Origin of the sequence: Smaragdicoccus niigatensis DSM 44881 = NBRC 103563 (genome assembly GCF_000380645.1) — a bacterium.
GTDB lineage: Bacteria > Actinomycetota > Actinomycetes > Mycobacteriales > Mycobacteriaceae > Smaragdicoccus > Smaragdicoccus niigatensis.
The window spans coordinates 429460-447324 of the sequence record NZ_AQXZ01000017.1 but is presented as its reverse complement, the minus strand read 5'-3'; the positions used below and the strand labels follow the sequence as shown (position 1 = coordinate 447324).

18 protein-coding genes are annotated in these 17865 nt (G+C 59.7%); 7 read left to right on the top strand and 11 right to left on the bottom strand.

Going from position 1 to position 17865, the window contains the following annotated elements; genetic code table 11:
* Positions 1-75: 75 nt before the first annotated feature.
* On the bottom strand, positions 76-1041 hold the full coding sequence (locus F600_RS0114900; RefSeq protein WP_018161422.1) for a GDP-L-fucose synthase family protein: 966 nt from the start codon (positions 1039-1041) through the stop codon (positions 76-78).
* Complete coding sequence (gene gmd / locus F600_RS0114895; RefSeq protein WP_018161421.1) at positions 1034-2086, bottom strand: GDP-mannose 4,6-dehydratase; 1053 nt, start codon at positions 2084-2086, stop codon at positions 1034-1036. The genes F600_RS0114900 and gmd overlap by 8 nt, the downstream gene beginning before the upstream one ends.
* Positions 2087-2296: 210 nt before the next feature.
* On the opposite strand from gmd, the gene F600_RS0114890 reads away from it, so the two are divergent.
* Genes F600_RS0114890 through F600_RS0114880 form a run of 3 tightly spaced genes read left to right on the top strand, consistent with a single transcriptional unit; the run spans position 2297 to position 5074 of the window.
* Entirely contained in the window at positions 2297-2815 is a 519-nt protein-coding gene (locus tag F600_RS0114890) for an LbetaH domain-containing protein (protein ID WP_018161420.1), read from the top strand.
* Between the two features lie 4 nt (positions 2816-2819).
* Positions 2820-3977 (top strand): glycosyltransferase, encoded by a 1158-nt coding sequence (locus F600_RS32625; RefSeq protein WP_162141422.1) that lies wholly within the window; start codon positions 2820-2822, stop codon positions 3975-3977.
* Between the two features lie 14 nt (positions 3978-3991).
* A complete protein-coding gene (locus tag F600_RS0114880) occupies positions 3992-5074 on the top strand; it encodes a glycosyltransferase family 4 protein (protein ID WP_255222392.1) in 1083 nt (360 codons plus the stop codon).
* Here the strand turns inward: F600_RS0114880 and F600_RS0114875 are convergent, their stop codons facing one another.
* The 7 genes from F600_RS0114875 to F600_RS0114850 all read right to left on the bottom strand — a co-directional run bounded on the left by F600_RS0114875 (position 5075) and on the right by F600_RS0114850 (position 13167).
* Positions 5075-6331 carry an O-antigen ligase family protein gene (locus tag F600_RS0114875; RefSeq protein ID WP_156024596.1) on the bottom strand — a complete coding sequence of 419 codons (1257 nt, stop codon included), beginning with the start codon at positions 6329-6331 and terminating at the stop codon, positions 5075-5077.
* The gene (locus F600_RS31230) at positions 6328-7518 is read right to left on the bottom strand and encodes a glycosyltransferase (protein WP_081628854.1); all 1191 of its coding nucleotides are present in this window, start codon (positions 7516-7518) and stop codon (positions 6328-6330) included. The genes F600_RS0114875 and F600_RS31230 overlap by 4 nt, the downstream gene beginning before the upstream one ends.
* Positions 7515-8090, bottom strand: coding sequence for a serine O-acetyltransferase (locus F600_RS28440; RefSeq protein WP_018161416.1), 576 nt, complete (start codon positions 8088-8090; stop codon positions 7515-7517). The genes F600_RS31230 and F600_RS28440 overlap by 4 nt, the downstream gene beginning before the upstream one ends.
* On the bottom strand, positions 8090-9310 hold the full coding sequence (locus F600_RS0114865; RefSeq protein ID WP_018161415.1) for a lipopolysaccharide biosynthesis protein: 1221 nt from the start codon (positions 9308-9310) through the stop codon (positions 8090-8092). The genes F600_RS28440 and F600_RS0114865 overlap by 1 nt, the downstream gene beginning before the upstream one ends.
* Positions 9311-9742 carry a hypothetical protein gene (locus tag F600_RS0114860; protein ID WP_018161414.1) on the bottom strand — a complete coding sequence of 144 codons (432 nt, stop codon included), beginning with the start codon at positions 9740-9742 and terminating at the stop codon, positions 9311-9313. It abuts the gene before it with no gap.
* Between the two features lie 773 nt (positions 9743-10515).
* Positions 10516-11751, bottom strand: a complete 1236-nt coding sequence (locus tag F600_RS0114855) for a glycosyltransferase (protein WP_018161413.1) — start codon at positions 11749-11751, stop codon at positions 10516-10518.
* 9 nt (positions 11752-11760) lie between these two features.
* Complete coding sequence (locus tag F600_RS0114850) at positions 11761-13167, bottom strand: sugar transferase (protein ID WP_018161412.1); 1407 nt, start codon at positions 13165-13167, stop codon at positions 11761-11763.
* A gap of 505 nt (positions 13168-13672) precedes the next feature.
* Here F600_RS0114850 and F600_RS28435 point away from each other — a divergent pair.
* The 4 genes from F600_RS28435 (at position 13673) to F600_RS0114830 (ending at position 16791) form a co-directional block, all read left to right on the top strand.
* On the top strand, positions 13673-15049 hold the full coding sequence (locus F600_RS28435; RefSeq protein WP_081628852.1) for a tyrosine-protein kinase domain-containing protein: 1377 nt from the start codon (positions 13673-13675) through the stop codon (positions 15047-15049).
* Between the two features lie 3 nt (positions 15050-15052).
* Entirely contained in the window at positions 15053-15547 is a 495-nt protein-coding gene (locus tag F600_RS0114840) for an arsenate reductase/protein-tyrosine-phosphatase family protein (protein ID WP_026306559.1), read from the top strand.
* 214 nt (positions 15548-15761) lie between these two features.
* The gene (locus F600_RS0114835; RefSeq protein ID WP_018161409.1) at positions 15762-16160 is read left to right on the top strand and encodes a hypothetical protein; all 399 of its coding nucleotides are present in this window, start codon (positions 15762-15764) and stop codon (positions 16158-16160) included.
* Positions 16161-16290: 130 nt separating this feature from the next.
* On the top strand, positions 16291-16791 hold the full coding sequence (locus F600_RS0114830) for a class F sortase (protein ID WP_018161408.1): 501 nt from the start codon (positions 16291-16293) through the stop codon (positions 16789-16791).
* 18 nt (positions 16792-16809) lie between these two features.
* Here F600_RS0114830 and F600_RS0114825 read toward each other — a convergent pair whose 3' ends face one another.
* Together F600_RS0114825 and F600_RS32400 are read right to left on the bottom strand one after the other, a co-directional pair.
* The gene (locus F600_RS0114825) at positions 16810-17046 is read right to left on the bottom strand and encodes a hypothetical protein (RefSeq protein ID WP_156024595.1); all 237 of its coding nucleotides are present in this window, start codon (positions 17044-17046) and stop codon (positions 16810-16812) included.
* Between the two features lie 115 nt (positions 17047-17161).
* Positions 17162-17791: an SRPBCC family protein gene (locus F600_RS32400; protein WP_018161406.1), complete on the bottom strand. Its 630-nt coding sequence runs from the start codon at positions 17789-17791 to the stop codon at positions 17162-17164.
* Between the last annotated feature and the right edge of the window lie 74 nt (positions 17792-17865).

Below are 17865 nucleotides of genomic sequence, written 5' to 3'. Positions count from 1 at the left end.
AGCGCTGACTTCGTCGCGAACAGGCTGCCTTTGACTAACGTGCACGTCGACCTCGAACGCAAGCTTGGCGCTGCATTAAGCGCGCACTTCGCCCACGTGCCGCCGATACCACTCGACCGTCGACTCGATTCCCTCACGAAGCCCGATCGAAGCCTTCCAACCAGCCTCTCCGAGCTTGCTGACATCCAGCAGCTTCTGCGGGGTTCCGTCCGGCTTGCTTGTGTCCCAATGGGTTTCACCTTCGAATCCGACGACGTCGGCGATCACGTCGGCGATCTCGGCGATGGTCACATCGGTGCCAGTGCCGACGTTGACCTGCTGAGGTCCGTCGTAGTGCTCGAGAAGGTGGAGGCAGGCCGATGCCATGTCGTCGACGTGGAGGAACTCGCGCCGAGGCGCGCCGGTCCCCCAGTTCGTGACCGTCTCGGCACCGCTTTGCGCGGCTTCGTCGTAGCGACGAATGAGCGCCGGCAAGACATGCGAGCCGGTCGGTGAGAAGTTGTCGCCAGGGCCGTAGAGGTTGGTCGGCATCGCCGAGATCCAGTGCTTTCCGTACTCGCGCCGAATTGCCTGAACCTGCAGGATGCCCGCGATCTTCGCGATGGCATACGCATCGTTGGTCGGCTCGAGGTGCCCGGTGAGGAGTGCATCCTCCGTAATCGGCTGCGGCGCGAACTTCGGGTAGATGCAGGACGAGCCGAGGAACAAAAGTCGCTCAGTTCCGTGCTTGAGCGCTGCGTCCATGACATTGAGCTGGATCTGCAAGTTGTCCGAGAGGAACTCATGCGGGTAGGTGCTGTTCGCCAGAATTCCACCGACTTTGGCGGCGGCCAGTACGACGTAGTGGGGCTGTGTTTCGGCGAAGAAGTCGAACACCGCGTTGCGGTCGCGCAGGTCGAGTTCCGACGAGGAGCGGCCGACAAGCGAGTTGAAGCCTTCGTCCGTCAGCTTCCTCCAGATCCCGGAGCCCACCAGTCCACGATGGCCGGCGATGTAGGTCGTCGCGTCCCGGTCGAGCGGTTGCGGGACGAAGTCATCCACGACGGAGCTCCGAGTGCAGCGGCCAGCCCGAGAGCCGCGGCTGGTCGATGTAGCCGTCACCGTGCTCGAGGGCCTCGATGTCGCAGTCGACCATGATGCGGGCGAGCTCGTCGGGGGCGACGGTCGCCTTCCAGCCGAGCTTCTCCTCTGCCTTGGAAGCATCGCCGATGAGGGCGTCGACCTCGGTCGGGCGCAAGTAGCGCGGATCGAACTTCACGTACTTCTGCCAGTCCAGGCCCGCGTGGCTGAAGGACGCTTCGAGGAAGTCACGCACGGTGATGCCGATGCCTGTGGCCAGAACGAAGTCGTCCGGGGCGTCGGCCTGGAGCATGCGCCACATGCCCTCGGCGTACTCGGCGGCGTAACCCCAGTCACGGATCGCGTCGAGGTTACCCATGTACAGCTCGGACTGGCGGCCGGCCTTGATGCGGGCGACCGCGCGCGTGATCTTGCGGGTCACGAAGGTTTCACCGCGTCGCGGCGACTCGTGGTTGAAGAGGATGCCGTTGACCGCGAACATGCCGTAGGCCTCGCGGTAGTTCTTGGTGACCCAATACGCGTAGACCTTGGCGGCGCCGTATGGCGAGCGCGGGTAAAACGGAGTCTCCTCGTTCTGCGGTGGCGGGGTCGCGCCGAACATCTCCGAAGATGAGGCTTGGTAGTAGCGGCAGTGGAGACCGGTGAGCCGGACGGCTTCGAGCAGTCGCATCGCGCCGACGCCAGTTGTGTCACCGGTGTGCTCTGGCTCGTCGAAGGACACTCGAACATGCGACTGAGCAGCGAGGTTGTAAACCTCATCCGGCCGAATCTCGGAAAGCAGCGTCACCATGCGCGCACCGTCGGACAGGTCGCCATAGTGCAAGAACAGCCGCGCGTCCGGGTTGTGGCTGTCGACATAGAGGTGATCGATGCGTGCAGTATTGAAGGTCGAGGCGCGTCGGATGAGGCCATGGACTTCGTAGCCCTTGCCCAGAAGCAACTCCGCAAGGTAGGAGCCATCCTGGCCCGTGATCCCGGTGATAAACGCCTTCTTCGCCTGCGTCACGTGTGTCCCCAAATTTCGAGCTGACGGTCGATTGACCCGGGAATCATATCGAAAAAAGCATGCTTCGAGATGCCCAGAGGAACTCCGGGAGAGATTCCACCACTGCTCGAAAATCGTTGTCGTCCAATTGGATGACATACGTTCGTCAGTTCTGTCATTCAGGGAACCGAGGTGCGGTTTTCGCAAATTCCGGCGGATACCATTCACAGCATGGAACAGGCAGCCCGCCGGGATCTCTCAGGCTTCACGGGAGCCGGTTACGACAAGGGTCGACCAGTCATCGTGCAGGTTCTCTGGTTCTGCGTCTCGAACCTCGTCTTCATGAAGTGGTGGCTGCCGGCCCGGGTTCGTCCAGCGATCCTCCGGGCCTTTGGTGCCCAGATCGGCAGAGGGGTTCTGATTCGCCATCGAGTACGGGTGCATTGGCCGTGGAAGCTGGCCGTCGGCGATAACTGCTGGATCGGTGAAGGCGCGTGGCTCCTCAACTTGGAGTCGATCACCATCGGCACGGACACTTGCATCTCCCAGGAGGCACTCATCTGCACGGGAAGCCACGACCGCCGGTCCCCTACGTTCGAGTTCGACAACAGGCCGATCATGATCGATCAAGGCGTTTGGGTTGCCGCCCGAGCGATCGTCCTTCGAGGGACGCACCTTCATGCTGGGGCAATCGTCTCCGCTGGATCAGTAGCGCGCGGCGAATTCGTCCTTGCGGATCCGCCGAGGTAGCGGAGTGCGAATCCTTCACATCGTCACACTTGTCACACCATCGGGTGCCTTCGGCGGCCCAATTCGAGTCGCGGAAAATCAATGTCGCGAGCTACAGAACCGGGGGCACGACGTAGTAATCGCTGGAGCATACGATGACTACGCGCATCCGCCGACTCTGGTTGGCGGAGTGCCCGCTCAGCTTTTTCGCGCGCGTCGAGTCGTCACACGAACTGGATTTTCGGGCCTGAGTTCCCCCGCGCTTATGCGATGGCTACGGAAGCACGTCGCACAGTTCGACGTCGTACATATTCATCTCGGACGCGATCTCGTGACACTGCCGGCCACGCACATCGTTCGACGTTCAGGCGTCCCTTATGTTGCCCAACCACACGGAATGATCGCTCGAAGCTCCAATCGGCTGGCAGGTCCCCTCGACTTCCTGATGACACGCCGGAATCTGCAAAGCGCTAAAGCGGTCTATTTTCTGACATCAACGGAGCGAACTGAGTTGGCGGCGGTCGCCCAGCTGAGAAACCTCCGATTCCTACCCAACGGAGTCCCGGCGACTACCGATCAACCACAATCGCCTAGCGGGAAACCGGAGGTGCTCTTCTTAGCCAGACTGCATCCCCGCAAGCGGCCGGACATGTTCGTCGACGCAGCAGCAATCCTTCTCAAGCAAGGCCTCGAGGCGAACTTCGTCATTGCCGGGCCCGACGAAGGAATGCTCACATCCCTCAAAGCCGAGGTTAGCGGCAGCCACTTGCCCGACATACGGTTTGAAGGTCCCGTTGCACCTGAGAACGTGATGCAACGGCTGTGCCGTTCTGCGATCTATGTCCTGCCGTCGGTCGACGAGCCGTTCCCAATGACCGTCCTCGAAGCAATGTCTGCCGCGACACCCGTCATAATCACCACCTCGTGCGGCCTCGCTGAACACGTCAGAAACTCACGGGGAGGAATAGTGATCGAGCCGACCACTACCGCCTTGGTGTCCGCAATAAAGTCGCTCCTGGAGAGCCCTGGCAAAGCTCGCGAAATAGGCAATGCAGCGCGCGCCTATGTACGGACTCATATGTCGGTCGACGCGGTGGTCACCGAACTCGAGGCCATGTACTCAACCGCGAACCGGGACAACAAGACTAGCCCGCGCAAGGGTCTGCGCAGGTACCTGGATTGAAAGAACTATGGATTGTGCAACCGTATCTACCGCGATACCGACTGCAGTTCTTCGAGCAGGTTGCAAGCCGTTTACTTGAACTCGGCATCCACGTGCACGTCGCAGCGGGCGACCCAGAATCCTCCCAAGCGCAACGCGGCGATGCGGAGAATCCGGACTGGCTAGTTCGACTTAGATCCCGCAAACTCGGGCCGGCCGTCATGACACGTTCATGGAGCCTTGTTCGGGACGCGGACGCCGTCATATATCCGCATATGGGCAGCTGGATCGAACTGAATCGCGCACTTCTCTCCCGAGCACATTCTCGTTCGCCGAAGATCGGGGTTTGGGGGCACATCGCAAGCTATGTGTCGGACGCCAACCCCGTCGATGCATTGATCGAACGATGGCAACTACGTCGCGCCGACCATGTCTTTGCGTATACCGAAGGAGGCGCGAACTACGCGCATCGAGTCGGAGTACAGCCGAATCAACTGACCGTTCTAAACAACACGGTCGACACCTCCACGCTTCGGAAAGCAATCGCCGAACTGTCAGTGGATCAGGTCTCCGCCTTCGTCGCGGACCACGATCTCACCGAGGGAAAAACAATTGCCTACATCGGTGGCCTCGATGCATCCAAGCGGATCGACCTTCTCGCCTCGGCACTCGACGAACTCTGGAACCTCGATCCAGCCGTCAAAGTACTAATCTGCGGGAAGGGGGAGCTGGCGCCGCTATTCACAGCCTCGACGGCTCGCGGTCAAAGTGTGCTGCTCGGCTATGTCGGGGATCTCGAAAAAGCTCTGATTTCAAGAGCGGCGTCGTTGATCGTGAATCCAGGGCGAATAGGGCTTATCGCCGTCGAGGCCTTGACGATGTCACTTCCGGTCGTGACGACCCAATTTGCCGCTCACGCCCCCGAGGTTGAATATCTTGTCGACGGACAATCCCTCTTCAAGGCCGACACCTCAGACCCTCGAGAGTTTGCGAAATTCATACTCGATCGAATGATCGCGGCACCGCAACCGCAACCCAATGAATCAGTTCCCGACTTGAGTGCGATGGTCGATTCCTTCTGTCGTGGTGCCGTTCAACTCTTGTCGACAAAAGCATGACTACTGGGTAGTCGACTTGGCGGTGCAAATTACAACAATTGCCAGGGCACAGGCCGTTCCCAACTGCACACCGAGATTTCCCGACCAAGGGGAATAGAGCAGCGCCCAAAAGGATTGAGCTGAAACAATCATCACCAGAGGGCCGAACTGTCCCCTCGCCAGCGTGAACGCCCACGCGAATACCGCTAACAACAAGAATGGAAGCATCGCCCCAAATACGCCGGCTTCGACCCAGGTACTCAGGACAATCGAATGCAACGATATGAAGCCATTCGGGAGGACCCAGTATTGTAGAAATTGGTCTGGTTGATTCATGCCGAAATCGCGCGCAATAGCAATCCCAGACGATATAACTTGCGCGTCGATAGTCTGAGCATTGCCCCAGCCCCAAATCGGTTTCTCTGCAATTGCCGCAATCGACAGCGGCGTCTCGGTACGCCCACCGAACAAGAGCGGGGTGTCGCCCGAGGTTTGATAGTCGGTCTTTGCCTGAACCGAGGAACCAAACACTCCGCTCAAAATCGCTTGTTCAAGGCCAACTATCGCAAGGTAGGCAACAAGCGGCCCGACGACGAGCATGGCGACGCGCTTCTTACCACTGATTCGACTCAGCAGCACGAACATCGCACTCAGAATGCAGATGCCCCCGTGCGACCTGTATCCCAAGAAGAGACCCAACAGACCGATTGCCACCAATGCGAATACAGTCACGGCAAGGCGTGCCGAGGGCAGCAAGCAGCACAAATAAATGATCAACGTTGTCGCCGGATACGCGAGCCCATACTTCCAAGAAATCTCCAGTCCGCTCCCCTGTGCAACGCCGAATATTGCCAGGTAACCCACGGAGCTAAGCGCTACCCACCCCGCCAACTGGGCGGCATGCCGGACATTTTCGACGCTGCGAATCGCGACCGCCACGAAGAATCCAAATACAGCCACCTGGCCGATAGAAAAGTAGTCCGGGCGAGTGCGATTGATAAGACTGGCGACGAAATAGAGGGCAACGGACATCCCGGCAAGGTATGTAATCCAATGCGCCGGACGACCAAAACGAAACTTCCCACTCGGCAGCGCGAGCGCCCCGATTACAGCCGCGACAGGCACCGTGGTGACCAGAGTCGGTACCGCTGCGGTAATGCCCAGCAGCCTGCGCCACCAATCCGCATAGGTAAAGCGCGACGATTCGCCAGATCTCGGGCGTCTTCTCTTGCCCCACGTACGAGTCGAAGTTGGTTTGATGACGTCCACACCGTTCATCGGGTAACCGCCTGTCGTATCGCGTCAAGGAACACGTCAGCGAATCGGTCCGGGCTGTACTCAAGAATTGGCGGATTTTGAAGTGGGCCGTTCCATTGAACAGCACTCTCCCGCATGGCTTCAGCGATTGAGTTCGCATCAGTTGAGGTGACCCACACACCTGGCATTTCTGCAACTTCCTCCGCAACTCCGCAACAATGCGAGACGACGACATGAAGACCAGCCGCCAACGCCTCATTTACGACCAAGCCCCATACTTCAGTGAGTGAGGGAAGGACAAGCGTGGCATGTTTCGCAAGTTCCGATGGAATATTTCTATTTTGAGCGAACCCAATCACAGTTACTCGGTTCGTCATTTCACTGCGGATAATTCGACTCGCCAGTTCGTCGGAGCCAGGGCCACGCCCGATAATTGTCAATGTACTGAATTCAGGCAAGGTCTCGAAGGCAGTGATCAGGGCATCGATGTTCTTACGATGCACAATCTGCCCGATGTACACGTAACTGTAACGTCCGGCCGCAGACTGCGAGGCATCGCGGAAGTCACGTGCAGCCTGGTAGAAGTACGCTCCATCAACCGGGTTAAATCCTCGACGAACCCGACTGTCATCAACACCGGCGGCCGAAACAGCTCTCTGTGCCGCTTTACCTGGAACCACCACACTTGCAGCCCCGGTCAGTACAGCGGACCGGATACGCGCAACAGGCCCCCGTCGAAAGCGATTAGTTGCCATGGTCGATTCATAGAATGAGATGTATGGAACCCTTGCGGTTCGACACGCCATCGCAACTTGCCAGTAGGCCGGCGACTCCCACCCGGCCAAGACCACAACATCGAAATCCCTTACGAGCCGAGCTGAATGGCGTTTAAGGATGTAATACGGTTCGTCACCATAGCGAACGAAGCGGGACTCCAACGGCTGAAAACGGACGTGTTGGGAACTAGCCGATGCGGCGGTCCAGTCGTCGCCGCGTCGAGCGTCGGTGGCGACAGAAGCATCCGGGTGCAGCAGAAATACAGTCAGCTGACAGGACCGAGCCAGCGCTTCCCAAACTGGCAAACGGTAGGGACTAGCCAGATTTGTAAACCATGCGACCCTAACTAGCGAGTCGTGGATTTTCCTCGGATCTTCCGAAAAGTCGGGCTGCCGTTCGAGATCCAAGTCAGCGCTCTCGTGGCCCTTCACATGTCTCCTACCGATGACGCGAGAATTCTTGCGGGGACTCCGCCCACGACGGAGCCGCTTGGAACGCTACGAATAACAACCGCATTAGCACCTACGGTGACGCCGCTGCCGATCTTGACCGAGCCAAGAATCTTTGCACCGGCGCCCAACACCACATCGTCACCGACAGTCGGGCCTCCTGGGCGCTGCGAGCTCGATCGGCTCATGTTCTCGCCGAGCGTTACTTGTTGAAGGATGGTGCAGTTTTCGCCCACACTTGCAGTTCCGCCGACGACGATTCCGTTTGGATGACGCATAACTAGCCCTCCTCCAATACGGCAGCCTGGGACGAAATCAGCTCCCGTGAGAATGAGATTCACCGTGCGAAGCAGCTTCTTCACTGCGACAACGCGTCCAAACGGTGAATGCTCCTGCAATCGGAGCAGCACGGATGCACGGACACCGGCAATCGTGACGAACGCCCAGATCATCCGCACGACTCCGGTACCAGCAACGTCGTCGTATCTACCGAGGTCCATCGCGAGCAGCTGTCGCCAGCTAGATTCCGAATGTTCAGTCGAATTGGATACCATCAAACGTTCCTAATCGACGAAATGGCAGACTTTGCTTCGCTGACACGGAAGCCCACAACGAACAACGTCAATACAGTGCCGTGTGCCGTTAACAAGGCGATCCAAATGTAATCCTGCCATCCGGACAGAGCGAGTCCTACGAGCAACGTAATTGCCAGCACGCGCCCAATTGCAATATTTATCGCACCAATCCCGGGACGGCCTTCTGAAATCAGAACTGAATTGATCATTTGCGCAACACTGGACAGTGCAGCCGAAACTACTACAGCATACAGAAGAGCACGTGCCGCATCGTACTCTGAACCAATAACGCGGAGAACAACTGCAACGATAACCGGGGAGAGGAGCACAAGAACCGCCCCGTACCCTATTCCCGAAAGCAAAACGACCCGCCTTACTTTTGAGCGCTTGGGGCCATCTGCCCGCGCCAACTCCGGAATTGCGATCGACTGCAGAGCGGCGATGCACATCGTCAACGGATTCATCAGGCGGCTTGCGAGTGCATACTGTCCTGCGATCGCAGCGGAGGCGATTGGTTGGAGAACGATGATCTCGAGCTGGTTGGCACTCGACACCGCCGAACTGAATAGATAGCCGACTGAACTTCTTGCTAGTGCCCGCATGTCTCGCCAAACGAATCGGACCGTCCCGAGTTCGACAACCGTCCACATAGTGGCAAGGATTGCCGAAAGGACGAGGCCACCCCAGACGCCGAGCGACGCAACCGACAGCCCTGCGACGAGTCCCCCGAACAACAACAGTCGCTGAGCCACGATTACGACGGATGCTCGCGTGTTTCGATGGTTCCCGGAATGCTTCGCCAGCACGTACTCAGCCAGCTGATCGCTTGCTCCCACAACCGTCCCTGCGAGAACGATCGCAAAGCCGTAGTTGAAGAATCCGTCTACGATCGTCAGAACAATAGGGATCGCCGCGATCAACCCGACCAGCCTTAATGCCGTTAGAGCATTAGCAGTCAATTCGGGTTCATCCTCGGACGAAATACGCAAGATGCGGGTCGACGCTCCGAAACCAAGAACTGTTGCAGCAACGAGCGTGGCCGAATACACGACAGAAAAGGCGCCGAGATCTGTCGGCCCGACGGCTCGGGCAAGCACCAGCAAGAACCCTGCCTGCAAAAGGGCTGCAAACATACGAGCGCCGACCCGATTCAACGAGTCAGCCGCTAGGCGCCACTTCGGACGTGCGATGCCGTTCATCTAACGAGCGATCAACTGCTCGAAGAAGTCATCAGCGCCTGACACTTCAATAGGTTGAGCAGGAAGGATCGATTTGACCTTCAGCAGTGCTTCTCTGATGCCCTCGATTGACAGCGGCGCTGTCAATGAAGCCGGGAAGTTACGAATGTACCGCTTCAATCCGGGCGGCCCCGCGACGATGGGCAGCACGCCGACCGCAAGTGATCGACCTAGTATCCCGCTGGCGCCTTCGTTTGAATGTGCGATGACAGTGACGTCCACCGACTCAAGAGCACGATCGAAGGTCTCGTTGTCGAGGTAGCCATCGATCCGGACGACGGCGCCTCCTTGATCCTGAAATGCGCGAAGGAGCGGCTCACACTTGTCTGCAACGACTTGCGTCATACTCCCGGCAACCATCAAGCCGAACTCGCCGCACTGCAGGCCGAGCATGGCTCGAATAATTAGATCCGGATTCTTTCTCTCAGATATGTGACCGAGTATTCCGACCCATATTCGACCCGACTCCAGCCCGAGCATAAGGCGCGACTCAGTTCGACCTACCGATGCCGACTGTTCGATTGGGTCAGGTACGCGATGTCTGCAATCCCGCCATAGGTCGACGGGGCCTGCCGGCACGAGGTACTTGACGCTCGCACCGCGCAATCTACACAGGTTGGCTAACGCTAGCTTCAACAGACCGATCAATCGTTGCCTTAGATCACCAGACCTAATTTGTGGTGGGCGCATCAAGAGCAGGACTGTCCTACGAAAACGGCGGAAGTCGGCAAACTGCCACTGCATTATCCGGTCGGCGTCAAGGACCACTTGACGGGTATGCCCTGAGTTGCCTCGGCCCGCAGTCTCAGCAGCTCGCCGGTACCACTCGCGCGAGATCTGACCAGTCCGTCGATTTATGCCCCTGTCTTCGACGACGATCGATAGTCGTTCGGGTCGCGCCCCGAAATGCGCCTCAAATTCGACCGATGCACGCGCGGCACTGGTCGTCACGAGCGTAAACGCTGCCCCACGCTTCGATGCCTGACGTGCTAGTACTGCGCAGTAATAGAAGCGATGCCCACTTGGATTCGGCTCAAGCACGACGAGCGAATCGGGGAACGCTTGACTGCGTGACTTTCTCACGAACGCCAGTCGCTTTCCTAGAAGTGATCGCTTGTTGGTACGGACCGTCACCGCATCTGTTCCCAAGCCCCTGTATTACGGCACTATCCGCGGTTCGCCTTGAGCGATCGCACCCACTCGTCATACGCAGCCACCGCCGCATCCTGCGACAATACCGAGTTCGCGTATTGCTCACCCCGAAGTCCAAGAAGCGTCGACCGACGCTCGTCACCGCGAAGTTCCAGAATCTTGGCAACCAGCGCTGAAGGCTCCCCCGGCTCGACACGAACCCCAGCCGCGGAACGACGGATCTCCTCCGCGGTTGCGCCGCCCTTTCCTGCCGCCGCCAGAACTGGCCGTCCTGCCGCAAAGTACGTCGTCAATTTGCTCGGCACCGACATGTCGGTCACACCCTCCCGCTCATTGACCAGGAGGACGTCCGCTGCTTGCAGTGCTTGGCGGAAGGCGACATCAGGCAACGGTCGCATGAACTGGATCGATTTCACTCCCGCGGCCGCAGCCTCGAGTGCCCGTCGCTCGCCACCATCGCCAAGAAGGACGAATTTGACGGGAAGTCGCCTCTCGTCGACCACGCGCGCGGCGGCCACAACATTCCCTAAGCCTTGCTTAACGCCCATCGCGCCCGCATGCAGGACGACGATGTCGTCCGCAGTCCAACCGAATGCCGATCTGAATTCCTTGACGTCGAACACCTCTGCCGGAGGCACATGCGTCCAGTTGCGGATTACCGAAACCTTTTCGGCTGGAACATCCAAGGTGTCAACCAGACGGTTCTTGAACCGCTCGTGAATGACCGAAACGCCGTCAACGTGACGAAACAGGCGCGACTCCACCTTCTGCACGAAACCGGCCGACCGTGACGATCCGACGCCCGTCTCGGCCAGGCCGAGTGAGTAGATGTCCTGAACGACGACGCCGATCGCAGGCGACGACGAGTGACGTCGAGCGCGCGATACTGCGATTCGCGACGCGAACAGTAGTGGGCTAATGCAGATGACGACGTCCGGATTATTCAGCCGCTTAGGCGAGATCCGTGCCCCGACTCCGATTTCGTAGAGCAACCGCTTTGCCGCCGACGGCTCCTCTGGAACGTAATGACGCAGTCGCTCGACGCGCACACCGTTCCGCATCTCTGTTGATCGACGCGGAACACCCTCCGGTTGATTCCACGCCGGATAGTGCGGATAACTTGTGACGACGGTGACCTCATGTCCAGCAGCCGCCAGGCCTTCCGCCATGCCAGTCGTGTACGGAGCGATGCCGGTCGGCTCGGGCGCATAGTTCGCGCCGATAATCGTGATTCGCAGTGATCCAGACATTCCGGCCCCTCAGTACGCGCCGTGGCGGCTAAGAACCGCACGGAATGTCTTGCAGATGATCGCCACGTCGAATCCCATGGACCAGTTGTCGACGTAGTACTGATCGAGCTGCATCGCCTGCTCGACCGTGAGGTTTGAACGCCCGCTGACTTGCCACAATCCGGTGACGCCAGGCTTCACGAGAAGCCGGCGGCGCATGTCTGGCGTGTAGACCGCAACCTCACGTCCTAGCGGCGGTCTCGGCCCGACGACACTCATGTCGCCCTTCAGCACGTTCAGGAACTGCGGAAGTTCGTCGACGCTCAAGCGACGGAGCACTCGACCGAGTTTCGTTACGCGCGGGTCGTTCTGAAGTTTGAACAGCAATTGATCGCGATGACCGCCATGTGCATCGATCACGGAGAAGACCTGCTTGTCAGCACCGTGAAACATCGATCGGAACTTGATCATCTGGAACGGTCGGCCAGACACCCCGATGCGCTCCGAGCAGTAGAACACCGAGCCGCGACTCGTCAGCTTGATGGCGATGGCAATGGCAATCATCAGCGGCGAAGCGATGGTTAATGCCACAAGGGCGAACAACCGATCGAACAGTGCCTTGCCAAGCCGGTTTGCTCGGGAGTGCCGGGGTGGCTCGACGTAGAGCAGCGGCACATTTCCGATCGATCGCAGCAACATGCGAGGAAGCGCTACGTCGGTCACTCCAGGACTAACGATGAGCTGAGCGTCGTGTTCTTCGAGACTCCACGTCAGCTGGCGGATGAATTCCGGCGCCAGGTGCTCGGATGCGGTGACGGCGACTGCGCGGGCTCCGCACTCCTCGACAGCGCGAATGATGCCGTCGTCGGTACCCCAGTAGACAGGCACCAGTTCGCGCTGGGACCAGTCCAGAACTGACGGACGCGCATCTCCGACGAGGTACAGACCCGCGACGCGGTATTCGCCGATCACGTCGCCATCGAGGACGGTTGCCAAGTTTCTCGCCGACTCAGCGTTGCCGACAACAAGCACGGGGGTCCGCAGTACGCCATGCGCGTGGAATCGGTGAATGCCAACCCGCCATCCAAACCGAGACAGCAACAATCCGAAGAGTCCGAGCGGAAGCGCAATCATCAGCTGGTCTCGACCGAAGTCGACGGCGAGGAACAGAGTCACGATCGTCGCCAGCCCGAACACCGACAGCGTTGCGGTGATCACCCGCTTCACGTCGTCAGGGCCACCGATCCGCACCGACGAGCGATTGTCGCCCAATCGCAGCAGCCCAAACCAAGCCAAGGCGATCACAAAGGATGCAGGCTCCCGCCAGGTTCCGAAGCCAACACCGGCACGAACAAACAAATGAAACGCATGCGCAGCGGCGACCGCGAACGCGATGACGAAGCCGTCAGTCAGGGCGACCGCGACTGACAGTCCCACTCGGAAGTCGCGTTTGCGGTGTGCAGGCAAAGATTCAGCCGGGGATGACTGGGCTTTTTCCGAAGATGATGTCGGTGCCTCGGCAAGGAACACAGCTGACACCCCACTCCCCAGTCCAGATTGTCGAAAAGGCTTCTCCGCAATTGCTGGTATTCGTCGCCTCGACGAGATCAAAGGTTACGATGCGCGCGGAAATTTGGAGAGCCGGCGATCTGCCGAACAGCGGGCACTGCTAAACGCAGTCAAACAATAGACAATAGATTCCGAATTCTTTCAGCATTCAACCTTTTCGGATCGTAATTATTCCGGCGAGATGTAACTTTGACGCCGCACTTTTCCTGCGTGTCAGTCAATGGAATGAACTTTTGCCCACGATGGCCCGAGACGCCCTCAAACGCTCCCAAATCGCCTTCATAGGCTTTAGCGCAGTCCAGCACCGTATAAGCTTTCGCACGGTCCTCTTCTTTGACTGAGGAACTCACTGCAGCAACCAAGGAAGAGTGAATTGGAACTTAGGGACTACCTGCGCATCCTTCGAATGCGCTGGATAAGTGTCGCTGTCACGACTGCTGTAGTGATCCTTGCCGCCCTCGCATACTCACTGACGACGACGCCCGTCTACCAGGCGTCCACCCGCCTATTCGTTTCGACGTCGGCGTCTGCCGACATCAACGACGCCTACCAGGGAACGCTCTACAGCCAAGAGCGCGTGTTGTCCTACACGCAGCTCCTGACTGGCAGCTCCCTCGCAAAGCGGACGATCGACCGCCTCCACTTGGACATGTCACCGGACGAGTTGGCGGCCAACGTGACCGCCGAGGCGGCCCCGAACACCGTCCTCATCAACGTCCACGTGAACGACACGAATCCCGCTCGAGCGGCCGACATCGCAAACGGCTTGTCCGACGAATTCGCCGCGTTCGTGAAGGAACTCGAGACACCCACCAGCGGTGGCAACCCGACTTCACGAGTCGTCGTGGAGCAGCGCGCGGAAGCTCCTAGCGGACCGATTCTTCCGGCGACCACCCGCAACGTCGCCCTCGGCGCCATCCTCGGCCTCCTTCTCGGCATCGGTGGCGCGCTTCTCCGCGACCGCCTCGACAACACCGTGAAGGACCGTTCAACGGTCGAGGACCTCGGCGAAACCGGCCTCGTCGGCACCATCCCCTTCGACAAGAACCGCCAGAAGTCTGCAGCGATCCGATTCGCTGACGAGTCAAGTCCGAGCGCCGAGTCATTCCGCTCACTCCGGACGAACCTGCAATTCCTGGATGTCGACAATCCCCCGCGCGCGATCGTCATCACGAGTTCGATGCCGGCCGAGGGCAAGAGCACGACGGCGATCAACCTCGCTCTCGCACTCGCCGAAGGCGGCCACAAGGTTCTCCTGCTCGAGGGCGACCTCCGTCGCCCCATCGCAACGAAGTACCTGAACGTCGTCGGCACCGTGGGACTCAGTAACGTTCTGGCCCATCAGGCTTCGCTCGACGATGTCATTCAAGGCACCAGCAGCAGCTTGCAGGTCCTTGCGGCAGGCCCGATCCCACCGAACCCGAGCGAGCTGCTTGGTTCCGAGACGGCCAGGTCAACGATCGAGAAGCTGCGCCAGATGTTCGACTTCGTGATCATCGACGCTCCCCCGGTCCTCCCCGTCACCGACGCGGCGATTCTGGCGAGTGCCGCCGACGGCGCCCTCGTGATCGCTCGCCACGGCAAGACGAAGCGTGATCAGTTCGAACGCGCCGTCGACAACCTGCGCGCCGTCAACGCTCGGGTGCTTGGCGCGATCATCACGATGTCCCCAAGTCGCCGGGGGGACGCCTACTACGGCTACTCTTACGCGTACACAAAGGCGCCCAGGAGGGCCAAACACGACAAGTAGAGAATGCGAATCCTGTTCGTCTGTACCGCAAATGAATGCAGGTCCCCCGTCGCCGAGCGACTCGCACGAATGCTCGGGGCAGATGCGGTCAGCGCCGGAACTCGCGCTCTTCAAGGTCGGCCCATGGTCACCTCCGCGGCCGAGGCACTCGTCGAGCTCGGAGGCGACCCGAGCGGGTTTGCCTCTCGACGCGTGACGCCCGCCGTCATCGCCGAGGCGGACCTCGTTCTCGCGATGACAACCGTGCACCGCGACAGCGTCCTCTTGACCAGCCCGACCGCATTCCGCCGCACGTTCACGCTGTCCGAAGCGGTTCGATTGATCCATGACCAAGACGCCGAGACGGTCGCTGACCTGCACTCCGCACGCCCATTTTCGACGGCTGAACCCAACGAGGACATCCTCGATCCGATGGGCCATCCGTACGCCGAATTCCAGTCGGCCGCAACGAGAATCCTCGACTTGACGCGCGTCGTCGTGGACCGGATTCACGACTAACTGGACAGTTGCTGCATCGTGCAAATAACAGCGGCTTCACACGATCCACATCCGTCGCGAAACGCCCATGGATCGGGAAAATGCTGCGGAACTTGAGAATTCTCTAATAGGTTGAGTCCCGGCTCACAGAATCCTGTTGGCCAACTATTCGCTACGAGATTGCAAGATCACGTAGTCAACTGCGCCTCTCGCTCAACTTTAAGAGGAGTCAGCTATGTCGCTGAATCGCAAGTTCCGTATGGCCGCAGGCACTGCGGCAATCACCATCGCCGCAGCTTTGGCAATGCCTGGCATCGCTTCAGCAGGCGGCGGCCACCACCACGATGACGGCGATGACTACGCCGCAACCGCTGAGCACCGCGGGGACGCCGGCGAAGCCGACCACCACGGTGACGACGCCGACCACCACCGTGGCGACGCACCTTGCGACACGGACAAGACGGATGAGTCGAAGCCTGCCGCACCTGCTGCTAAGACCACCACCTACCCGACGCAGTCCAAGACTGGCTCGATCTCGGTTCCGAACTCCTCGGACTCGGGCATCGTCCTGATCACGCTGGCCGCTGCAACGGCCTTGGGCGGAGTTGCCGTACGCCGTGCGACCGCACGCTAGGTTTCTCCAAGCTCTCGCAGTATCCGCAATCGCCGCAGCCCTCACCACGGGCTGCGGCGATTCGGGCACTAGCGGGACAGTTCCAGTCGGCGACGCCTCTGCCGCCGCTCGACCCTCCAACACCTCAGCGGTGCCGGTTACCCACGAACCGATCGATCCTGGTCAGCTGTACATTCCCGCGATCGACGTGAACTCACCGATGATGTCGCTGCCGACCGAAGTCTCGCCAGATCCCTTCTTGGGCGGAAAAGAGGTCCAGAGCTTCGGCGTCCCGCCAGACATGACGCACACCGCGTGGTGGTCAGACGGGCCGAAGATCGGGAGCGACGCCATGGCTGTCGTTCTGGGTCACGCGCAGTTCGGCGGGGGCTTCGGGGTCTTCAACAACATCAAAGATCTCAAGGCCGGCGACGAGATCACCGTCGAGAGCCCCGACGCCTCGCAACGCGTGAGATTCAAGGTCATCTCGGTGAAAACGGGCATCTCCAAGCGAGACCCGGATGCGCTGGTGAACACGCTGAACGCACAACCAAGCAACGCTCGCTTGGCCCTCATCACGTGTGGAGGTCAGGCCGACCTGTCCGTGATGGAGACCGACGAAAACGTCGTTGTCTTCGCCGCCCTCGCGTGACCGACGGTTACTGGCGATCTACGGCACGCACCAGATCCAGTGCGCGTCGTGCCAGTGCCGGCCATCCCAGTAACCCGGGAGCCAGTACCACGCACCGACGTGGAAGTAGTTCTCATTGTCTCGGCAGGCGTCGCTGTAGACCGGGTCGTGGTCGTGGCGGTTCGCCGAGGCGGTTCCCTGACCGCCTGCGATGCTCACGACAAGTAGCCCAGCCACTCCAAGCGCGGCAAGCCCACGGCTAATCGTTGACCTCATTGGCGCCCCCAGCCGGTCCGAAACCCGACTACCACCATCGTAAATCCGCAGCTAACGGCGCGAAAGTGGTAGTTCCGGTTCCGTCCCTTGCTGTGAGAAACCTGGGAGAACGCGGCTAACGCGCGTCCGGCATCGGCCGGTACAGGTGGTGCCTCGTCGGGACGTCGAGGACCGCCAAGATCGCCGCCACGTGGTTGCTGGCGGTCTTGCGGGAGATCGTCAGACGCTGCGCGATTTCGGCATCCGACAACCCGTCCTGGAGTAGCGACAGCACTTCGATCTGACGCTTGGTCATGACGCTGGAATCGTCGGGACTCAAGATGTCGGAGATGTTCTGCAGCGCAGCCCACAACCGGCGCGAGTACGCCCGGGCGACGACCGAATCGGCCATCGTGAACCACTTCCCGAAGCCGGTTCCGAACGTCATCGTCAAGTTCACCCGCGTGTTGGTGCCAACCGCATGCAGTGTCGTCTCCGTCGAGAATTCGAACGGGGAATCGACGCTTCGGAACTCATTCCGGCGGGGCCGATCGATGACTGTGAACTCCCCGACCCAGTCGACGCGGCGTCCGAGAAACCTGCTGTATCCGGCGAACTGTGTGCCAACCCCTAAGGGCCCCTCGGTAATTCGGCGACATTCCTCAGCTGACGGGGTCCAGACCGGGATGTTGACGAGGTCCGTCATGAAGTCCCAGACATCCGCGGGCGCACGAAAAACCAGTGCAGATGCCCGCGCAATGACCATGGTGTAACTCCGATAGGGGACATCGATCGATATAGGGAATGATCCCTATCTTTTCATTGAATTGTCCCCTAGCG